25 protein-coding genes are annotated in these 15,735 nt (G+C 63.3%); 4 read left to right on the top strand and 21 right to left on the bottom strand.

Annotation, left to right across the window (positions count from 1 at the left end):
* Positions 1 to 14 precede the first annotated feature (14 nt).
* The 5 genes from BBF93_RS16960 to BBF93_RS16940 all read right to left on the bottom strand — a co-directional run bounded on the left by BBF93_RS16960 (position 15) and on the right by BBF93_RS16940 (position 4,478).
* Positions 15 to 581, bottom strand: a complete 567-nt coding sequence (locus BBF93_RS16960) for a nucleotide exchange factor GrpE (RefSeq protein ID WP_035600372.1) — start codon at positions 579 to 581, stop codon at positions 15 to 17.
* The gene (gene hrcA / locus BBF93_RS16955) at positions 581 to 1,669 is read right to left on the bottom strand and encodes a heat-inducible transcriptional repressor HrcA (protein ID WP_051612658.1); all 1,089 of its coding nucleotides are present in this window, start codon (positions 1,667 to 1,669) and stop codon (positions 581 to 583) included. Before hrcA ends, BBF93_RS16960 begins: the two co-directional genes overlap by 1 nt.
* Positions 1,670 to 1,724: 55 nt before the next feature.
* Positions 1,725 to 2,438: an SdpI family protein gene (locus BBF93_RS16950; protein WP_035600373.1), complete on the bottom strand. Its 714-nt coding sequence runs from the start codon at positions 2,436 to 2,438 to the stop codon at positions 1,725 to 1,727.
* Positions 2,435 to 2,731, bottom strand: coding sequence for a metalloregulator ArsR/SmtB family transcription factor (locus BBF93_RS16945; RefSeq protein ID WP_035600375.1), 297 nt, complete (start codon positions 2,729 to 2,731; stop codon positions 2,435 to 2,437). Before BBF93_RS16945 ends, BBF93_RS16950 begins: the two co-directional genes overlap by 4 nt.
* 76 nt (positions 2,732 to 2,807) lie before the next feature.
* Positions 2,808 to 4,478, bottom strand: coding sequence for a formate--tetrahydrofolate ligase (locus tag BBF93_RS16940; protein ID WP_114106688.1), 1,671 nt, complete (start codon positions 4,476 to 4,478; stop codon positions 2,808 to 2,810).
* 89 nt (positions 4,479 to 4,567) lie between these two features.
* On the opposite strand from BBF93_RS16940, the gene rph reads away from it, so the two are divergent.
* Positions 4,568 to 5,296 (top strand): ribonuclease PH, encoded by a 729-nt coding sequence (gene rph, locus BBF93_RS16935; protein ID WP_035600379.1) that lies wholly within the window; start codon positions 4,568 to 4,570, stop codon positions 5,294 to 5,296.
* A 7-nt stretch (positions 5,297 to 5,303) separates the two neighbouring features.
* On the opposite strand, the gene BBF93_RS16930 is transcribed toward rph, so the two are convergent.
* From BBF93_RS16930 to BBF93_RS16915, 4 genes are read right to left on the bottom strand one after another with little or no spacing between them, the layout of a single operon-like run.
* On the bottom strand, positions 5,304 to 5,690 hold the full coding sequence (locus tag BBF93_RS16930; RefSeq protein ID WP_035600381.1) for a hypothetical protein: 387 nt from the start codon (positions 5,688 to 5,690) through the stop codon (positions 5,304 to 5,306).
* Positions 5,677 to 6,357: a hypothetical protein gene (locus tag BBF93_RS16925; RefSeq protein ID WP_114106687.1), complete on the bottom strand. Its 681-nt coding sequence runs from the start codon at positions 6,355 to 6,357 to the stop codon at positions 5,677 to 5,679. The genes BBF93_RS16930 and BBF93_RS16925 overlap by 14 nt, the downstream gene beginning before the upstream one ends.
* A gap of 52 nt (positions 6,358 to 6,409) precedes the next feature.
* Positions 6,410 to 6,649, bottom strand: coding sequence for a helix-turn-helix transcriptional regulator (locus tag BBF93_RS16920; protein WP_011648280.1), 240 nt, complete (start codon positions 6,647 to 6,649; stop codon positions 6,410 to 6,412).
* A 15-nt stretch (positions 6,650 to 6,664) separates the two neighbouring features.
* On the bottom strand, positions 6,665 to 7,195 hold the full coding sequence (locus tag BBF93_RS16915) for a DUF2975 domain-containing protein (protein ID WP_233349186.1): 531 nt from the start codon (positions 7,193 to 7,195) through the stop codon (positions 6,665 to 6,667).
* A 143-nt stretch (positions 7,196 to 7,338) separates the two neighbouring features.
* On the opposite strand from BBF93_RS16915, the gene rdgB reads away from it, so the two are divergent.
* Both rdgB and hemW read left to right on the top strand, forming a co-directional pair.
* Positions 7,339 to 7,938, top strand: coding sequence for an RdgB/HAM1 family non-canonical purine NTP pyrophosphatase (gene rdgB / locus BBF93_RS16910; RefSeq protein WP_162786618.1), 600 nt, complete (start codon positions 7,339 to 7,341; stop codon positions 7,936 to 7,938).
* On the top strand, positions 7,935 to 9,107 hold the full coding sequence (gene hemW / locus BBF93_RS16905) for a radical SAM family heme chaperone HemW (protein WP_114106685.1): 1,173 nt from the start codon (positions 7,935 to 7,937) through the stop codon (positions 9,105 to 9,107). The genes rdgB and hemW overlap by 4 nt, the downstream gene beginning before the upstream one ends.
* Positions 9,108 to 9,115: 8 nt before the next feature.
* Here the strand turns inward: hemW and BBF93_RS16900 are convergent, their stop codons facing one another.
* The 10 genes from BBF93_RS16900 to BBF93_RS16855 are packed head-to-tail and all read right to left on the bottom strand — an operon-like array spanning position 9,116 to position 13,164.
* Entirely contained in the window at positions 9,116 to 10,015 is a 900-nt protein-coding gene (locus BBF93_RS16900) for a tyrosine recombinase XerC (protein ID WP_035600388.1), read from the bottom strand.
* Between the two features lie 45 nt (positions 10,016 to 10,060).
* Positions 10,061 to 10,471 (bottom strand): SRPBCC domain-containing protein, encoded by a 411-nt coding sequence (locus BBF93_RS16895; protein WP_035600389.1) that lies wholly within the window; start codon positions 10,469 to 10,471, stop codon positions 10,061 to 10,063.
* Positions 10,468 to 10,869: a DUF1801 domain-containing protein gene (locus BBF93_RS16890; protein WP_114106684.1), complete on the bottom strand. Its 402-nt coding sequence runs from the start codon at positions 10,867 to 10,869 to the stop codon at positions 10,468 to 10,470. The genes BBF93_RS16895 and BBF93_RS16890 overlap by 4 nt, the downstream gene beginning before the upstream one ends.
* The gene (locus BBF93_RS16885) at positions 10,870 to 11,277 is read right to left on the bottom strand and encodes a DUF1801 domain-containing protein (RefSeq protein WP_114106683.1); all 408 of its coding nucleotides are present in this window, start codon (positions 11,275 to 11,277) and stop codon (positions 10,870 to 10,872) included.
* Positions 11,274 to 11,498: a hypothetical protein gene (locus tag BBF93_RS16880; RefSeq protein WP_035600393.1), complete on the bottom strand. Its 225-nt coding sequence runs from the start codon at positions 11,496 to 11,498 to the stop codon at positions 11,274 to 11,276. Before BBF93_RS16880 ends, BBF93_RS16885 begins: the two co-directional genes overlap by 4 nt.
* The gene (locus BBF93_RS16875; protein WP_114106682.1) at positions 11,495 to 11,815 is read right to left on the bottom strand and encodes a helix-turn-helix transcriptional regulator; all 321 of its coding nucleotides are present in this window, start codon (positions 11,813 to 11,815) and stop codon (positions 11,495 to 11,497) included. The genes BBF93_RS16880 and BBF93_RS16875 overlap by 4 nt, the downstream gene beginning before the upstream one ends.
* A 53-nt stretch (positions 11,816 to 11,868) precedes the next feature.
* Entirely contained in the window at positions 11,869 to 12,324 is a 456-nt protein-coding gene (locus BBF93_RS16870) for a YcgN family cysteine cluster protein (protein ID WP_114106681.1), read from the bottom strand.
* A 4-nt stretch (positions 12,325 to 12,328) separates the two neighbouring features.
* Positions 12,329 to 12,607, bottom strand: coding sequence for a GNAT family N-acetyltransferase (locus BBF93_RS16865; RefSeq protein WP_035600399.1), 279 nt, complete (start codon positions 12,605 to 12,607; stop codon positions 12,329 to 12,331).
* Positions 12,604 to 12,849, bottom strand: a complete 246-nt coding sequence (locus tag BBF93_RS16860) for a hypothetical protein (protein WP_114106680.1) — start codon at positions 12,847 to 12,849, stop codon at positions 12,604 to 12,606. Before BBF93_RS16860 ends, BBF93_RS16865 begins: the two co-directional genes overlap by 4 nt.
* Positions 12,850 to 12,876: 27 nt before the next feature.
* The gene (locus BBF93_RS16855; protein WP_035600404.1) at positions 12,877 to 13,164 is read right to left on the bottom strand and encodes a GNAT family N-acetyltransferase; all 288 of its coding nucleotides are present in this window, start codon (positions 13,162 to 13,164) and stop codon (positions 12,877 to 12,879) included.
* A 103-nt stretch (positions 13,165 to 13,267) separates the two neighbouring features.
* Between BBF93_RS16855 and mnmC the strand changes: the two genes are divergently transcribed.
* Positions 13,268 to 15,079, top strand: a complete 1,812-nt coding sequence (gene mnmC, locus BBF93_RS16850; RefSeq protein WP_114107135.1) for an FAD-dependent 5-carboxymethylaminomethyl-2-thiouridine(34) oxidoreductase MnmC — start codon at positions 13,268 to 13,270, stop codon at positions 15,077 to 15,079.
* A 3-nt stretch (positions 15,080 to 15,082) separates the two neighbouring features.
* Here the strand turns inward: mnmC and BBF93_RS16845 are convergent, their stop codons facing one another.
* Together BBF93_RS16845 and pspC are read right to left on the bottom strand one after the other, a co-directional pair.
* On the bottom strand, positions 15,083 to 15,268 hold the full coding sequence (locus BBF93_RS16845) for a hypothetical protein (RefSeq protein ID WP_035600407.1): 186 nt from the start codon (positions 15,266 to 15,268) through the stop codon (positions 15,083 to 15,085).
* Between the two features lie 47 nt (positions 15,269 to 15,315).
* Entirely contained in the window at positions 15,316 to 15,732 is a 417-nt protein-coding gene (gene pspC / locus BBF93_RS16840; protein ID WP_035600409.1) for an envelope stress response membrane protein PspC, read from the bottom strand.
* Positions 15,733 to 15,735: the final 3 nt, after the last annotated feature.

Here is a 15,735-nt window from a genome sequence, read left to right as displayed (position 1 = left end):
AGCCGCATCCGTATTCAGTTCGCCGGGCCGGTGCTGACGGCCACCATGGCGGCGCGCAGGGTGCGATCGCCAATACGCCAGCCGGGCTGGAAGAGCTGCGCGATGGTGCCCGAAGGCTGCTCCGACGGGATTTGCGCCACGGCCTGATGGACGTTGGGGTCAAACGGCGCGCCGGGATCTGCCGCCACAGGCACAACGCCGTGCCGGGAGAGGGCGGTGTTGAGTTCCTTGGCGGTCATCTCAATGCCACCGAGGAGGTTTTTCCCGGCATCTGTAAGCCCGCCGCGCTCGCTTTCGGGCAGGGCGTCAAGGGCGCGGGCGAGATTGTCCGATACGCTGAGCAGGTCAGCGGCGAATTTCTCGATGGCATAGATGCGGGCTTCGCTGACCTGGCGGTCAGCCCGCTTGCGGGTGTTGTCGAGGTCGGCCAGCAGGCGCAGGATCTGGCCGTTCATATCGGCCTTCTCTGCCTCAAGGCGCACAATCAGCTCCTCGACCGTGACGGTTTCTTCCGCCTTGGCTTCAGGGTTTACACCGGCGTCGATTTCAGCGGCTTCACCCGGTTTGTTTTCGTCGCTCATCACTTCCCATCCTTTCCGCGCCGGGACGAGAGGATCTCCCCCACGACCTTTGCGGTATAATCTACCATCGGGATCACCCTGGCATAATTGAGCCGTGTTGGCCCGATCACTCCGAGTGCCCCGATCACATGTTTTGTGCCGCCCATATAGGGTGCCACGATCACACTTGAACCAGACAACGGAAAAAGCCTGTTTTCTGACCCGATGAACAGACGCACGCCGCCCGCTTCGCGCGTTGTGTCGAGAATTTCAAGCAGGCTTTGCTGCCGTTCAAGCTCGTTGAACAATTGCCGCACCCGGTCGAGATCCTGGGCGGCCTTGGCGTCTTCCAAAAGATTGGCGCGGCCCCGCACGATCAGGCTGCGGCCGCGGCCCGGCGCGTCTCCGCCCCATTCGGCAAGGCCTGCTTCGACGAGGGCTGTGGTGGCCGCGTCCAGCGCCGCGCGCCGGTCCTGCAGTTCGGCGCGCACCTCGCTGGCCGCCTCGGCCAAGGTGCGGCCCTTGAGGCGCGTGGAGAGGTAGTTTCCCGCCTCGATCAGCGCGGTGGCAGGCAGGCCATCTGGCACCTTGAGGATGCGGTTTTCAACGTCGCCGTCCTCGGTGACAAGCACGCAGAGGGCCTCTCCGCCGGCAAGGGGAACAAATTCGACATGCCGCACCGCCGCGTCCCGGGCGGGGGAGGCGACAAGGCCTGCCCCCCCGGCAAGGCCGGAGAGGATGTCGGAGGCTTCCCCCAGAACCGCTTCCAGATCGGTGCCCGCGGAGGCCAGCCGGTCGTCGATCTGTTTCTTGTCTTCCCGGGAAGGGTCTCCGTATTCGAGGAAACCGTCGACGAAGAGGCGCAGGCCCTTGTGGGTGGGCGCGCGGCCGGCAGAGATGTGGGGGGCGTCGAGCAGGCCGAGGTCTGTCAGGTCTGCCATCACATTGCGGATGGAGGCCGGGGAGAGGGCAATGCCCGCCTTGGAAAGGGTGCGCGAGCCGACCGGCTCGCCCGTTGCCAGATAGCCCTCGACGATCTCCCGGAAAATGTTCCGGGAGCGCTGGTCGAGCCGTTGCATGAGGCTGAGGATGTCTGACTGGTCCGCCATGTCTCTGGATTAAGGGCGGTACATGCGCGGTTCAATAGTGTTGATGGGGCCAGCCTTAGATGGTGAGGCCGGATCCGGCATCCCGGTCGTCAGCCTTGCGCCAGACGAAGTAGGAATAAACCGCAGCAATGAGGGCAGCGGAGACCACCAGGACCGACAGCTGCAGGCCCAGCCAGATGCCGCTGAAGAGAAAGGCGCCCGCCATACCCAGGGCGCCGGCAACCATGAACAATGGGCCCGCCAGGCGGTGGGTCTTCTCCCAGGCGATGTCCGAAGACAGGGTCCAGGGGGTGCGGATGCCGAACATGAAGCTGGAGCGGGTTTTCGGCAGGTAATTGCCGATGACGATGAAGAGGGCGCCGCAAGCCGCGATCACCAGACGGACCATCGTGTCGGAGTAAAGGGTATCCTCCCCGGTTCCCAGCATGCCGAAGGCGATGCCGCCTTGAACGAAGGTCAAGAGCGTCATGACGCCGACCCATGTCGCCAGATAGGCCCGCCGCCCGGTATCGATATTGCGTTTGCGCGGATCAATCGCCGGGACGAGCGCGAGAAGGAGGCCGGTCAGAAGCACGGTGCCTGGAAGGATCAGCAGATAGACCCAGGCGTCACTCTTGCTCGCAAACTGATCTGCCTGTCCGTCCGAGCCCCAATGAACCGGAATATCGCCGGTTTCGGGCAGGGCGTTCCAGGTGGTGAGCGCGATGCCGGATGTGAGCAGAAAGGCGATGGCCGATGCGATCAGGCCGGTGCGGATAAAGGGTTTCATTCGGCTGCCTCCTTAAGGTCGTCATCGCCATTGTCCCGGCCCAGCAGCCCGAGCAGGGCGGTGGCTGCGTCTTCCAGAACGCTTGTGTTCACGCGGTAGAGGATCTGGTTTCCCTGCCGCTCGGCTGTAATCAGCTCGGCCTCCTTCAGCACCGCCAGATGGCGGCTCATGGTTGGCCAGCTCGCCTCGAACTCTGCTGCAAGGTCGCCGGCGAGGCGGGGCCCCTTGCGCAGCAGGGCGAGAAGCTGCCGGCGGGCCGGATGGGCCAAGGCTTTGAAAACGCTGTTTTCCATATCTGCTAATTAGCAATTATGCTAATATCGAGTCAAGAGCTATTTTTGGGTTTAGCTAAATAGATCTATGGCCGGGTCAGTTCAGCCCTTCGATCTGGCCGTGGGCATTGAGGTGGATATGCTCGGCGGCGGGGCGGCGCGGAAGGCCAGGCATGGTCATGATGTCGCCGCAGATGGCGACAACGAAGCCCGCCCCGGCAGCGAGGCGCACTTCCCGAAGACGGACCACATGGCCTTCCGGCGCGCCGAGCAGGGCAGGGTCTGTGGAGAAGCTGTACTGGGTCTTCGCCATGCACACGGGCAGGTGGCCAAAGCCGGCCTTTTCCCATGCGGCTAGCAGGTTTTTCACCGCGCGGGCTGCCTCCACCCGGTCTGCCCGGTAGATGGATTTCGCCACGGCTTCGATCTTTTCCAGCAGGGAGAGATTGTCCGGGTACAGCGGCTTGAAATCGGCAGTGCCGTCTTCGATCAGTTTGACCACGCTGCGGGCGAGGGTTTCAGCGCCCTTGCCGCCTTCGGCCCAGTGGGTGCAGAGCGCGACGGATACGGAGAGTTTTTCGCAATAGGCCTGCAGGGCGTGAACTTCGCCTTCGGTGTCGGTAGTGAAGCGATTGATCGCCACGACGACCGGCAGGCCAAAGCTGCGCAGGTTTTCGATATGGCGGGCGAGATTGGCGAGGCCCTTTTCCAGCGCTTCATAGCTGACCTTGCTCAGCTCATCCTTGGCGAGGCCGCCATGCATCTTCAGCGCACGGATGGTGGCAACGAGAACCACGGCATCGGGCGCAAGCCCCGCCTGGCGGCATTTGATGTTGAGAAATTTCTCGGCGCCAAGGTCTGCGCCGAAGCCGGCTTCGGTGACAACATAGTCGGCCATTTTCAGAGCAGCGCTTGTGGCGATCACGGAGTTGCAGCCATGGGCGATGTTGGCGAACGGGCCGCCATGCACGAGGCAGGGGTTGTTCTCCAGCGTCTGGACAAGGTTTGGCAGCATCGCGTCGCGCAACAGCGCCATCATCGCGCCGGTGGCCTTGATGTCAGCGGCGGTAACGGCGACCTTCTCACGCGTATAGCCAACGATAATGCGGGACAGGCGGGCCTCCAGATCTTCCGCATCTGTTGCAAGGCAGAGGATGGCCATCACCTCGGAGGCGACGGTGATGTCGAACCCGGTTTCGGAAGGGGCGCCGTTGCCGGGCCCGCCAAGGCCGGAGACGATATTCCTCAGGCTACGGTCGTTCATGTCCATCACGCGGCGCCAGCTGGTGCGCACGGTTTCCAGCTTGGGCTCACCGCCCCAATGAATGTGGTTATCGACGAGGGCGGAGAGAAGATTGTGGGCCGAGGTGATGGCGTGGAAGTCGCCGGTGAAATGCAGGTTGATGTCTTCCATCGGCACGATCTGGGCAAGGCCGCCGCCGGTGGCGCCGCCCTTCATGCCGAAGCAGGGGCCGAGCGAGGGTTCGCGCAGGCAGAGAAGTGTATTCGCCCCGATGCGGTTCATCGCGTCGGCGAGGCCAATGGAGGTGGTGGTCTTGCCCTCACCGGCGGGCGTCGGGTTGATGGCGGTGACGAGGATCAGCTTGCCACCCGGCCGGGCGGATTGGCGCTGCAGGAAGCTGGCTGAGAGTTTCGCCTTGTCGTGGCCGTAGGGGATGATGTCTTCCGGGGCTGCGCCGATGCGGGCGGCGATGTCCTGGACCGGCAGTTTCTTCGCCGCGCGGGCAATCTCGATATCCGTGGCCATCGCTCTTCTGCTCTCCGTTGACAGCTGCCGGTGTAGACAGGCGCAGCAAAACCCGCAAATCAGGCCATCAGCTAGAAGGATTCCCGAAGATGCCAAATCTTGTTCGCCCCTCGGGCCGCGCTTTTGACCAGCTGCGCCCGATTTCGCTTGAAACCGGCGTCGCGCGCTATGCCGAAGGATCGTGCCTCGCCAGGTTTGGTCACACGCATGTGCTGTGTACCGCCAGCTGGGAAAAGGGCGTGCCCGGCTGGATGAAGGGCAAGGGCGAGGGCTGGGTGACCGGCGAATATGGCATGCTGCCGCGCGCCACCCACACCCGCGGGCGCCGCGAGGCCGCCGCTGGCAAACAGTCCGGACGCACGCAGGAAATCCAGCGCCTGATCGGGCGTTCCATGCGCTCAGTGGTCAACCTCGCCGCCCTTGGCGAGAACACGATCACCATCGATTGCGACGTGATCCAGGCTGATGGCGGCACGCGCACGGCGTCGATCACCGGCGGCTTTGTGGCCCTCGCCATGGCCTGCCGTTATCTTCAGACCGAAGGTGTGATCAAGGCGGAGCCGATCCTGAAACAGGCCGCCGCGATCTCGGTGGGTCTCTTCCAGGACATGCCGGTGCTGGACGTGGATTACCCTGAGGATTCAGCCGGTGAGGCGGACATGAACGTGGTGATGAGTTCTGATGGGGGCTTCATCGAAGTGCAGGGCACCGGCGAATCCCGCCCGATGTCGCGCCCGGAACTGGATGAGATGATGCGCTTGGCCGAGAAAGGCTGCACGGAGCTGTTTGCGGCGCAGCGGGCCGCGCTGGGGCTCTAAGCAGGCTTCAGCCGCTGATCAGCTGGTTTGCCGTCAGGGCGAACAGAGTGGCGATCGTCAGGTTACAGAGGGTGCCGAGCAGGTAGTAAGACGGGTTCTGCTGGATCTTGTCGCTACGCACGAACTGTTTGACCCCGATGATAATCGCCAGGGCGCTGAACTGCTGGGCGCTGACCAGAATGAAGATCAGGAGTGTTTCACACAGCCCAATCCAGAAGCCGGTCGATCCCAGATCAAAGACGCGGCCCTTGGTGCTCTCGGGAAGGGCGCCGCCCTCGGTGGCGGGAGTGTCGCCGGATTTGAGGCGGGGGATGCCAAGGCGGATGATCAGCGTGGAGAGAACGTGCGATCCAAGCGCCATGCCTACCAGGATGGAGATATCAATGGGATTCAATTGATTTCTCCAAAACAATGATATTCGATTGATTGTGGGTGCGCAGCCGGTTGATTATCTGATTTTCTGCTTCGATCACCAGATCTATCTCCGCCCGGCGGACTGCGTCAGAAACTGATTGCGGATATTTGCCCAGCCGTTGGGCAACCGCTTTTTGTGACAGGCCTTTGGCCAGGAGGGCGTAAACCAGAAACTGATAGTCCGTCATCCGGGCGATGAAGCCTTGGCAGAGGTTCGTCAGCAGGGTGAGCTCAATATCGCGAGCATCCTGGAAAATATGCCATTCGCCAAACCGGTTCTGACGCTTCAGCCGACTGATGGCGGCATTGCCGACAGTGAAGACCTCCCCGCCGATTTGGCGGATATTGGAGGTTCTGGCCCCGATCCGGCCGAATACGACCGCGAAGCGGAATGCCATTTGAATGCCAAGCCCCCCCCGCAGCGTACGCACAATCTGGAAAGCGGCCTCCGGATGGTGCAGCAATCCTGCAATTTCATCGCCATAACTGATTTCCAGCGGCAGGATGATGTTGGCCGCGTGACGCTCGTTCATCTGGGCCAGCAGGGGTTCCAATTGCCCAAGAAGTTCGCCGCCTTTTTCCGCGCCAAAATCGCTCGAGCCTTTTAGGTCACAAAGAAGAAGACAGGCGTGATCGGGAGGGAGCATAAATCAATGATAATTCATTGATTCCTAAAAATCAATCTAATTCCATTGATCGCTATTCCGCCGCGACCTGACGTTCGTCTTCTTCGCCTTCGGTGTCGAAGACGAGCAGGTCCCCCGGCTGGCATTTCAGCTCGCGGCAAAGCGCTTCAAGAGTTGAGAAGCGGATGGCCTTGGCCTTGCCGGTTTTCAGGATCGAGAGGTTGGCGAGAGTAACGCCCACGCGCTCGGAAAGCTCAGTCAGCGACATGCGGCGTTCCAGAAGCACACGGTCGAGGGTCACGCGAATGGTCATGTCCGTCTGTGCTCCTCAGATCGTCATTTTTTCTTCGTCGCGAAGGCGGGTGCCTTCCCGGAAGACTTGGGAAAGGATGAACAGCGCCGCCACGGAAATCCACAGTATGAGCTGGGTTGAGAGCTTTGGCGGTGCGTCTCCGACGAGGCTGGGCATGGCGCGCACCACCAGGAGGGTGACAATCCGGATGATTTCCATCGCGGCGATGGCAACACCTATGCGCGACAGGCGCCCGGCATTCTCCGGCACGAAGGGATCGCCCTCCACCAGGGTCAGCAGGATCCGGCGCATCTGGACACAGATGAAGATCACACCCGGCACGATGACGCAGAGCAGGCCCAGCGCGATGACGAAGCTGCCGGGCGATACGCCATCTGCCAGCGCCTCGATGCCGGGCAGGGAGGCTTCGCCATTGGAAAGGCTCGCGATCAGGCCAAGGCTCAGCACGGGAATGCCGATTACGCCGAAAGCGCCTGCAATCCACATCGCCACGGTGACCAGAACGGTCATCGCCTCTGCCATCGAATTCCGGCCTGTCTTTGTCATACCCGGCCTTTTCACCCAGTTCGGTTGATGGTTTATGAAGCGGAACTTTGCCTGCGCGCCATCCCGTTATTACCGAATAACGATATATGCATTCGCGCATAAAGCAAGAATGGAGCCACATATCTGTGAATAAAGCTACGGCTATGCCCCGCCTCGTCCCCGGAAAACTCGTGGCAGCTACACACAACAAGGGCAAGGTGTCCGAACTGAAAGATCTGTTCGCGCCCCATGGTTTTGAGGTTGTTTCTGCCCTGGAGCTCGGTCTGGATGAACCGGAGGAAACCGAGAATAGTTTTGCGGGCAACGCCCTGCTGAAGGCCCGCGCCGCCATGAAGGCGACGGGCCTGCCGGCGCTGTCGGATGATTCGGGCCTGTCGGTGACCGCCCTGGGCGGCCAGCCGGGTATCTATTCGGCCCGCTGGGCGGGTGAACCCCGGGATTTCTACAAGGCGATGGAAAAGGTGGAGGCAGAGCTCAAGGCTTCAGGATCGGCAGACCGTTCAGCCAAATTCGTCTGCGCGCTGGCGGTTGCCTGGCCCGATGGCGCGGAAGCTGTCTATGAGGGCGAGGTCCACGGTACGCTGGTCTGGCCACCGCGGGGGCAGAGGGGGTTTGGTTACGACCCGGTCTTCGTGGCTATGGGCGAAAAGGAAACCTTCGGCGAAATGGAGCCGGAGCGGAAACATGCGATGAGCCACAGGGCGCGGGCGGTGGAAAAGCTGCGTGCGGCGCTGCTCGCATGACCCAGGTTTTTGCTCCGTTCGGCCCGCATTTCGGTTTCGGTCTTTATGTCCATTGGCCCTATTGCGCGCGCATCTGCCCGTATTGCGATTTCAATGTCTATGCCGCCAAGGACCGGGTGACTGAGCCGCTGGTGTCGGCCATCGCCGGCGACATTCGCGCCCATCGCCGCAAGGTGCCCGAGCATGGGGCGCTCGATACGGTGTATTTCGGCGGCGGCACACCCGCGTTGCTGCGGCCTGAGCAGGTGGCCGAAATTCTGAAAGCGGCGTCCGACACGTTCGGCATCAAGGAAAGCGCCGAGATTACGCTCGAGGCCAACCCCAACGATGTTCTGAGGGCGGATCTTCCGGGGCTGCGCCGGGCAGGCGTGACGCGCCTGTCGATCGGCGTGCAGTCCATGCGGGACGCCGCGCTGGCTTTCCTCGGCCGCGATCATGATGCCGAGGCGGGCGCCGAAGCGGTAAAACGGGCGCTGAAAGTGTTCGAGTCCGTTTCCATGGATCTCATCTATGCCCGCCCCGGCCAGTCGCCCGCCAACTGGGAGGCAGAGCTTGCCGATGCACTGGCGCTGGGCGCGCCGCACCTGTCCCTCTATGAGCTGACCTTCGAGCCAGCCACGGCCTTCGGAAAAGCCGCTGCGCGTGGCGATATTGTTCCGATGCCGGATGATGCCCAGGCAGACCTTTACGAACTTACCCAGCAGATGACGCTGCGGGCTGGGATGCCGGCCTATGAAGTGTCAAATCACGCCGCTTCGCCCGCCCACCAGTCGCGCCACAATCTGGTTTACTGGCGGGGCGGGGACTGGATCGGAGTTGGCCCGGGCGCACATGGCCGTCTCTCGGTCAGCGGCAACCGCTATGCCACCGAGGCTGAGCGGCGCCCGGAAGCCTATATAGCCGGCGTGCAGATGCTGCAGGAAGGCTGGGCGGATGCGGGCAAGCTTCCTCCGCTCGACATTGCGCGCGAGTTGCTGGCCATGGGCCTGCGGGCGGCAGAGGGGGTGGATCTGCGGCGGGTGGAGCTCGTTTCTGGCAAGCAGGTGCCCCGCGACAAGCTGGCGGTGTTTGCCGAACAAGGCTGGGTAAAAATGCAGGGGTCGGAGCTTTCCCTCACCGAGAGCGGCCGGCTGCTGGCGGACGCTCTGACGGCGCAGCTCGCGCCCTGAGGCGGCCCTCAGGCGCGCGGGTGGGCGGCGGCATGAACTTCGCGCAGGCGCGAAGAGTCGATGCCCGTATAGACCTGCGTTGTGGAGAGCGAGGCGTGGCCCAGCAGCGTCTGGATGGCGCGCAGGTCTGCCCCGTTCGCCAACAGATGGGTCGCGAAGGCGTGGCGCAGCGCGTGGGGGGTGGCCGTTTCCGGCAGGCCCAGATAGGCGCGCATCCGCTGCATCAGGCCCTGGATAAGACGCGGGTTCAGGGCGCCGCCCTTGGCGCCCCGGAAGAGGGGTTTGTCGCGCGTCAGCGCCCAGGGGCAGATTTCCGCATACGAATGGATCGCTTCGCGCACTGCCGGGATCAGCGGCACGATCCGCACCTTGCCACCCTTGCCCTTGATGCGCAGGCGCTCCGGCGCCGGAAGATCAGCGCCCGTCAGGCTGAGGGCTTCTGAGATACGAAGGCCTGCGCCGTAAAGCAGGGAGAGCACCGCGGCGTCCCGCGCGCTGATCCACGGCTCCTGATCGGGCTCGCTCTCGGCCTCGGAGATGAGATCGCGGGCCGCATCTATGGAAACCGGGCGGGGCAGGCGCTGGGGCCGGCGGGGGCCTTGCAGATAGCCCACTTCGGCATTGTTGATGCCATGGGCGCGGTCTACCCAGCGATAGAGCGCCTTGATGGAGGAGAGGATGCGCGCCACGCTCGCGTCTGACAGCCCTTCGCGGCGGCGTTCAGCGAGGTAGGCGCGGATATCGCGCGCGCGCACATCGGCCAGCATGGCAAGCGATGGTTCTCCGCCCATATGCACGCGCAGGAAGGCGAGGAAGAAGGAAAGATCGCTGCCATAGGCCTCCACCGTCTTGGCGGCCATGCGGCGCTCACGGGTCAGATGGTCGAGGAAGGCGGGCAGAACGTCCATCCCGCCAGGGTGGCACGGCGCCGTTAAGGATGGCTGAAGGCGCGTCTAGTCCGGCCGGGCCGCGATGGCTTCGATCGTATCGATCATGCGCGGCCAGCCAGCCATTGCGCCGCCATAATAATGCGGCTGGCCCTTCCGGAAGCCGCTTTGTTCCATGCGCAGGCGCGTGCCGGTGGGCGTTGGCGTGAGGGTCCAGGTGACGGTGCTGCGCAGGCCGGTTGCGTCGTCGCCGGCATTCCAGCTGTAGGCGAGCGCGCGACCAGGTTCGATGGCCAGAACTTCGCAATCGACGGTGCCCCAATCGGCGCGCAGTTGGAACCTGTGGCCGGCGATGGGCGCGAACGCGTTCTTCATCAGCCATTCTTCGATCAGGTGGGGCGTCGTGAGCGCGCGCCAGATCTTTTCGGGCGGATGGGCAATGTCGCGTTCGATCACAATGGAGCGGGTCTCGGTCATTTCTTCTTTCCGGAGGCATTCAGCTCTGCGGCGGCACGGATGAGCGCGGTGAAGGCCTTGGTGTTGAGTTTGTCGTCCTTGTAAAGATCAATGGCGCGACGCGCATTGCCTTCCAGGCTGGCATTGAAGAGGCCCTGTGGATCTGGCAGCGTCGCGCCTTTGGCGAAGGTCAGCTTGACCTTGTCCTTGTAGGTTTCGCCTGTGCAGAGGATGCCGTTCTTTTCCCAGACCGGCACACCGCGCCATTTCCATGTTTCGGTAACACCCGGCAGGGCGGCATGGATCAGCCGGCGAGCCTCGGCGAGCGCCTCTCCGCGCCAGTCTGCCAATTCGGCAATTCGTGCGTCAATCCGTTCCGAGGCAACAGCCTGTTCGGTCTTGTCCGGGGATTTTGGCATTTAGAGCTTTTCTCCGGGCAAGCGGCTTGCCTGCCTCACCCAATCTGTGAACTGATCTTCGTCGAGCTTGTTTTCGTATATGTCCAGATAGCGTACTTCGGGGTGTTTTGAGGTGCCCGTCGGTGCGGGGGCAAGCGACGTGCCCCGGAAGAAGGTGACTTTGATGTATTTGGTGAAACAGTGATAGCTGAGGAACCAGCTGTCTTCTTCCACGCCATAGAAGGGAGAATTCCATTTCACGGCCTTCCTGACGCCCGGCACAGCCTTTTCGACAAGCGCGTCGAGCCGTTCTCCCACGCCGCGCTTCCATTCCGGCATGGCGGCAATATAGGCCTGCACCGGCGCATTCCCGAACCCTTTCGGGATCTGTGGATTGCCGCCGGACAGGAGAACGGCCTTGCCGCTCATTGCGGGGAAGGTTTCCGGCGGCGCCCGCCCATCACATACGGCAGGACGAAAAGATAGAGCCCGGACAGCACCAGCAGCGCGAGCGGCGCCAGCGGGGTCAGGAAAACCCATTCCGCAGGCTGATATCCGAAACCCTGCGCTGCGAAGAGGCCCGTGACCAGCAGTGTAAAGATTATGGACACCCAGCGGTGCCCCTGCCGTATCAGTTTGTTCCAGTTCATTGGTCCATCCTGTTCAGGAGATCTTCGAGATTGTCGAAACGGTGTTCCCAGAAGGCGCGCATCTCCTGCGTCCAGTCGATGAGAGATGCCAGCGCGCCGATTTCGGGACTGTAATGCGTCTCGCGTCCCTCCTGCCGGCCGGAAACGAGGCCAGCTTGCCGCAGCACGCCGAGATGCTTGGACACTGCCGGTTGGGAAATGGCGGCGCCGGCAGTGAGCGCATGCACCGACTGTTCACCTTCCCGGCACAGGCGCTCAAAGATCGCCCTGCGGGTAGGATCGGACAAGGCCCGGAAGATGTCGCCGTGTTCAACCATATCAACCCATAACCAGATGATTATGGGTCTGTCAACAACTCATAGCCAATCAGTTATGGCTCGGTGCCTTCCCAGTCGATCACCCAGTCGATCTCGTCTTCCTCGAAGACGGTATCTTCCGAGACTGTTTGTCCGCGGACGGAATGGCCGAGTTCGTGGATGCGCTCCCGGTCGCCGCAGACAAGGTGGTGCCAGGCGGGCAGGGGCTTTCCCTCCTGGATCAGCCGGTAGGCGCAGGTGCGCGGCAGCCAGTCGACCTGCTCGACAACCACAGGCGTGAGCTGCACACAATCGGGAACATGCTTGCGGCGGTTGGCATAGTCGGAACACTGGCAGGTGCTGCCGTCGAGCAACTTGCAGTGCAGGCGCGTATAGGCGAGCGCCCCAGTGTCTTCATCCTCCAGCTTGACGACACAGCATTTGCCGCAGCCATCGCACAGGCTTTCCCATTCCTCCGGGGTCATTTCCTCCAGGGTCTTGGTTTTCCAGAAGGGTTTGGGCCTTGGCATCCCGTCAGGCTTTCAGGGCCGCCCAATCGGGCGTCTTGTCGATCACGCCGCTGGCATACCAGCAGGCTGAGGTGACGTGTTCGCCGCTGGCCTTGATGTCGTTCATGATGGCGGTGACGAGCTTCTTGCCCAGGCCGCGTCCGCCGATGGCATCCGGCACGATGGTGTGGGTGATGTGGCGCACGCCCGGCTGGCGGCGCTCATAGGTGAGGTAGGCTTCCACGCCGTCAACGATCAGGCTGTAGCGCTGGCGCGCCGCGTCATGGGTGATGTCCTGGCTCATGCGAAAATATCCGTCTGTTTGCTGGTAAGCTGTTTACGGATCCAGCCGGGCAGGAGGAAGAAGGCAATGCCAGTCAGCCAGACGGGCGTGATCACCAGCCCCGCCCCAATGAAGGCGCCCACGATATAAGCGCCGCCCGCCTCCGAGCCTGCCTCCGCCGTGACCCCGATGACGGCGGCCACAGCAAAACCGATGCCGGCGAGAATCCAGATCACGCCCAGTATCCTCAACAGGATGCCCATCGTCCCGCCTCCCTCAATCCGGCGTGTTTAGGCCAGCACATCCTGCCATTCGGGGTGTTTCCCGATCTGCGCCTTGGCAAAGGGGCAGAGGGGAATGATCTTGATGCCGGCCGCGCGGGCGTCCTCCACTGCGCGCTGTACCATTGCCTGGCCAGCGCCCTTGCCCCGCAGCGCGTCGGGAACGCCGGTATGGTCAATGATCAGGCGTGTCGCGCCAGCCTTGGAATAGGTCATCTCGGCGGTATGGCCATCGATGGTGACGAGATAGCGCCCGCCGGTTGGGCCGTCCTCGCGTTTGACGTCCAGGTCGCTCATGCCGGGGCTCCTTTGCTGGCTTTGGCCGAAGGTGGTGCAGGCGCGGCAAAAGCGCAATGCCCGGCCCCGTTTCCATTTCCGGCGCGTCGGGCTAGGGCAGGGCATGACGCGGCTGCTGACCCATCCGGAGATCGAGTGGCGGGAGGATGGGACCCCCGTCGCCACGGCGTTCGGAGATGTCTATTTCTCGGTGGAGGACGGCCTTTCGGAGACACGCGCAGTATTCCTGAAAGGCTGCGGTCTGCCCGGCGCCTGGGCAGGCCGGCGCCAGTTCACGGTGGCCGAAACCGGCTTTGGCACCGGCCTCAATTTCCTCGCCCTCTGGCAGCTCTGGCGCGAGCATCGCCCGCACCCGCAGGCGCGGCTCAGCTTTGTCAGCTTTGAAGCTTTCCCGTTGAAAGCCGAAGACGCAGCGCGGGCGTTTGAAACCTGGCCGGAACTTCGCCCCCAGGCAGATCAGTTGCTGGCGCGCTGGCCGGGGCCGGTTCGGGGCGTGCGCCATCTCCTCTTCGAGGAAGACGGCATCGACCTCATCCTGCATCTGGGCGAGATCGCGCAGATGCTGCCGGCCAGCCGCTTTCAGGCGGATGCCTGGTTCCTCGATGGGTTCAGCCCGGCAAAGAATTCCGGCATGTGGGCCGAGGAGATTTTTCCGCTGATCGCGGCGCGCTCGGCGCCGGGCGCGCGGGCCGCGACGTTTACCGTGGCGGGGGATGTGCGGCGCGGGCTCGCGGCGGCGGGGTTTGAGGTGCAGAAGGCCGAGGGCCACGGCCGCAAGCGTCAGCGGCTGGAAGCGTTCTATCCGGGCGAAGCGGCCGTGCCGGCTCCGCCGCGGCGGGTGGCAGTTCTGGGCGCTGGCGTTGCGGGGGCATGTGTCGCTCACCGGTTGGCACTGGCGGGTGTTGAGGCGGTTGTATTTGATCCGTCCCCGGAGGTAGCTTCAGGGGCGAGCGGTAATCCCCTCGGCCTGATGATGCCGCGCTTGGATGCGGGCGAGACGGTCGAAGCGCGCCTGTTGATTGATGCCTATCTGGCCGCGCGGGATTTCTATCGCGGCCGCCCCGGCGCCGCGCTGACCGATGTGCGCCAGCCGCCACGCAACGAGACCGAGGTGAAGCGGTTTGAGAAACTGCTGGCCGACCGGCCCTTTCCGTTGGAAGACCTTGAGGCCATTGCCGGGGGCGGCTTGCTGCACAAGCGCGCGGTGATCCTCCGTCCAGGGCAGATCGTCCGGTCGCTGCTGGAGGGGGTCGAATTACGCCTGGGCGCCTCGCCAGAGGTAGACCTTGCTGCGCGCCGCGTGAATGGCGAGGCGTTTGACGCCATTGTGATCGCCAGCGGTATGGCGCTGCGCACGTTGCTGCCGGGCATCGAACTGACCGGGCGGCAGGGCCAGGTGGAACATCTGACGGGCGCCGTTGAGGCTCCGCCTTCGGCAATTGCTTCGGGCACATACTGTATCGCGCTCGGGCAGGAGCGTCTCTGGGGCGCAACGTTCGAGCCGGCCGGAGAAGACGGCAGCGCCGCCATCAGCGAGGCCGCGCGGGCGGAAAACCTGGAAGGGATAAAATCTCTTTCCCCCTGGTGGGTGCATGAAGCGCAGAGGGGCGGGGCCGTGTCGCGCGCATCTGTACGGGCGACCACGCCAGACCGGCTGCCGCTGATTGGCCCGGCGCCGGATACCGAAGTGATCTCAGCGCTCTGGGCGCGCGGGACGGAGCCGGAAGCCTGGCCGGTTTTACCGGGTATCCATGTAGTGGGGGGATTTGGCAGCCGGGGCTTTACCTGGGCGCCCTGGGCCGCGGGAATGGTGGTCTCGGCGCTCTGCGGAGGCCCGGCGCCGGCGGATATGCCTTCTCTCAGGGCGGTCAACCCATCGCGGCAGATCCTCCGGCGTCTGAAGAAGGCGCGCTGAGCCTCAGGGCGCCTGGACGAAGAAGACCCGGACGCCGCCATTCTCGTGGCGTTCGAGGTTCACCGAGAGGCCTGCCACTTCCAGTGACATGTTGCCCGCGATGGAGCTGAGGATGACGGTGGCCGCCAGGATTGCGACGGCCAGTCCGCCGAGTAGCCAGTTGTTATGCACGAGATGCCCCTGTTTCATTGATCCGGTCCTTAGACGGAGTAGGTGTGGGTGGGCGACAAGCCCGGTCAGTTGCCTTTTTCGAGGTCGCGGAATTCCTGGCGCAGGCGCCATTCATCCGAGGTCACGGCGCGCTCGAGATTCTTGAGGCGCTCGTCGAGGTCCATGAAAGTATACTTGATGGTGCCGAAGGTTGCGCGCGGACGGTCCTGCACGCCGCGCCAGAAGGCGTCTTCATCCGGGCTCATCGAGCCATACCCGATGGGCATGCGCGGCGTGATCATCCAGACGACAACATAGGTTACGATGGCGATCGGGCCGAGGCCGAACAAGGTCAGCAGGACAAGCAGTACACGGACGAGGATGGGTTCCCAGCCGAAGCGCTCGGCGATGCCGCCGCAGACGCCGGCAATAACCTTGTCCTGGCGGGAGCGGTAGAAGCGTTTCGGGTTCGGGGAGTGGTAGGGGTCGTAGGGGCGGGACATTTC

It is taken from the genome of Hyphomonas sp. CACIAM 19H1, assembly GCF_003325995.1.
In the GTDB taxonomy this organism is placed as follows: Bacteria; Pseudomonadota; Alphaproteobacteria; order Caulobacterales; family Hyphomonadaceae; genus Hyphomonas; species Hyphomonas polymorpha.
Note: the sequence above shows the minus strand (reverse complement) of the source record. Positions and strands in the feature narration are given on the sequence as shown.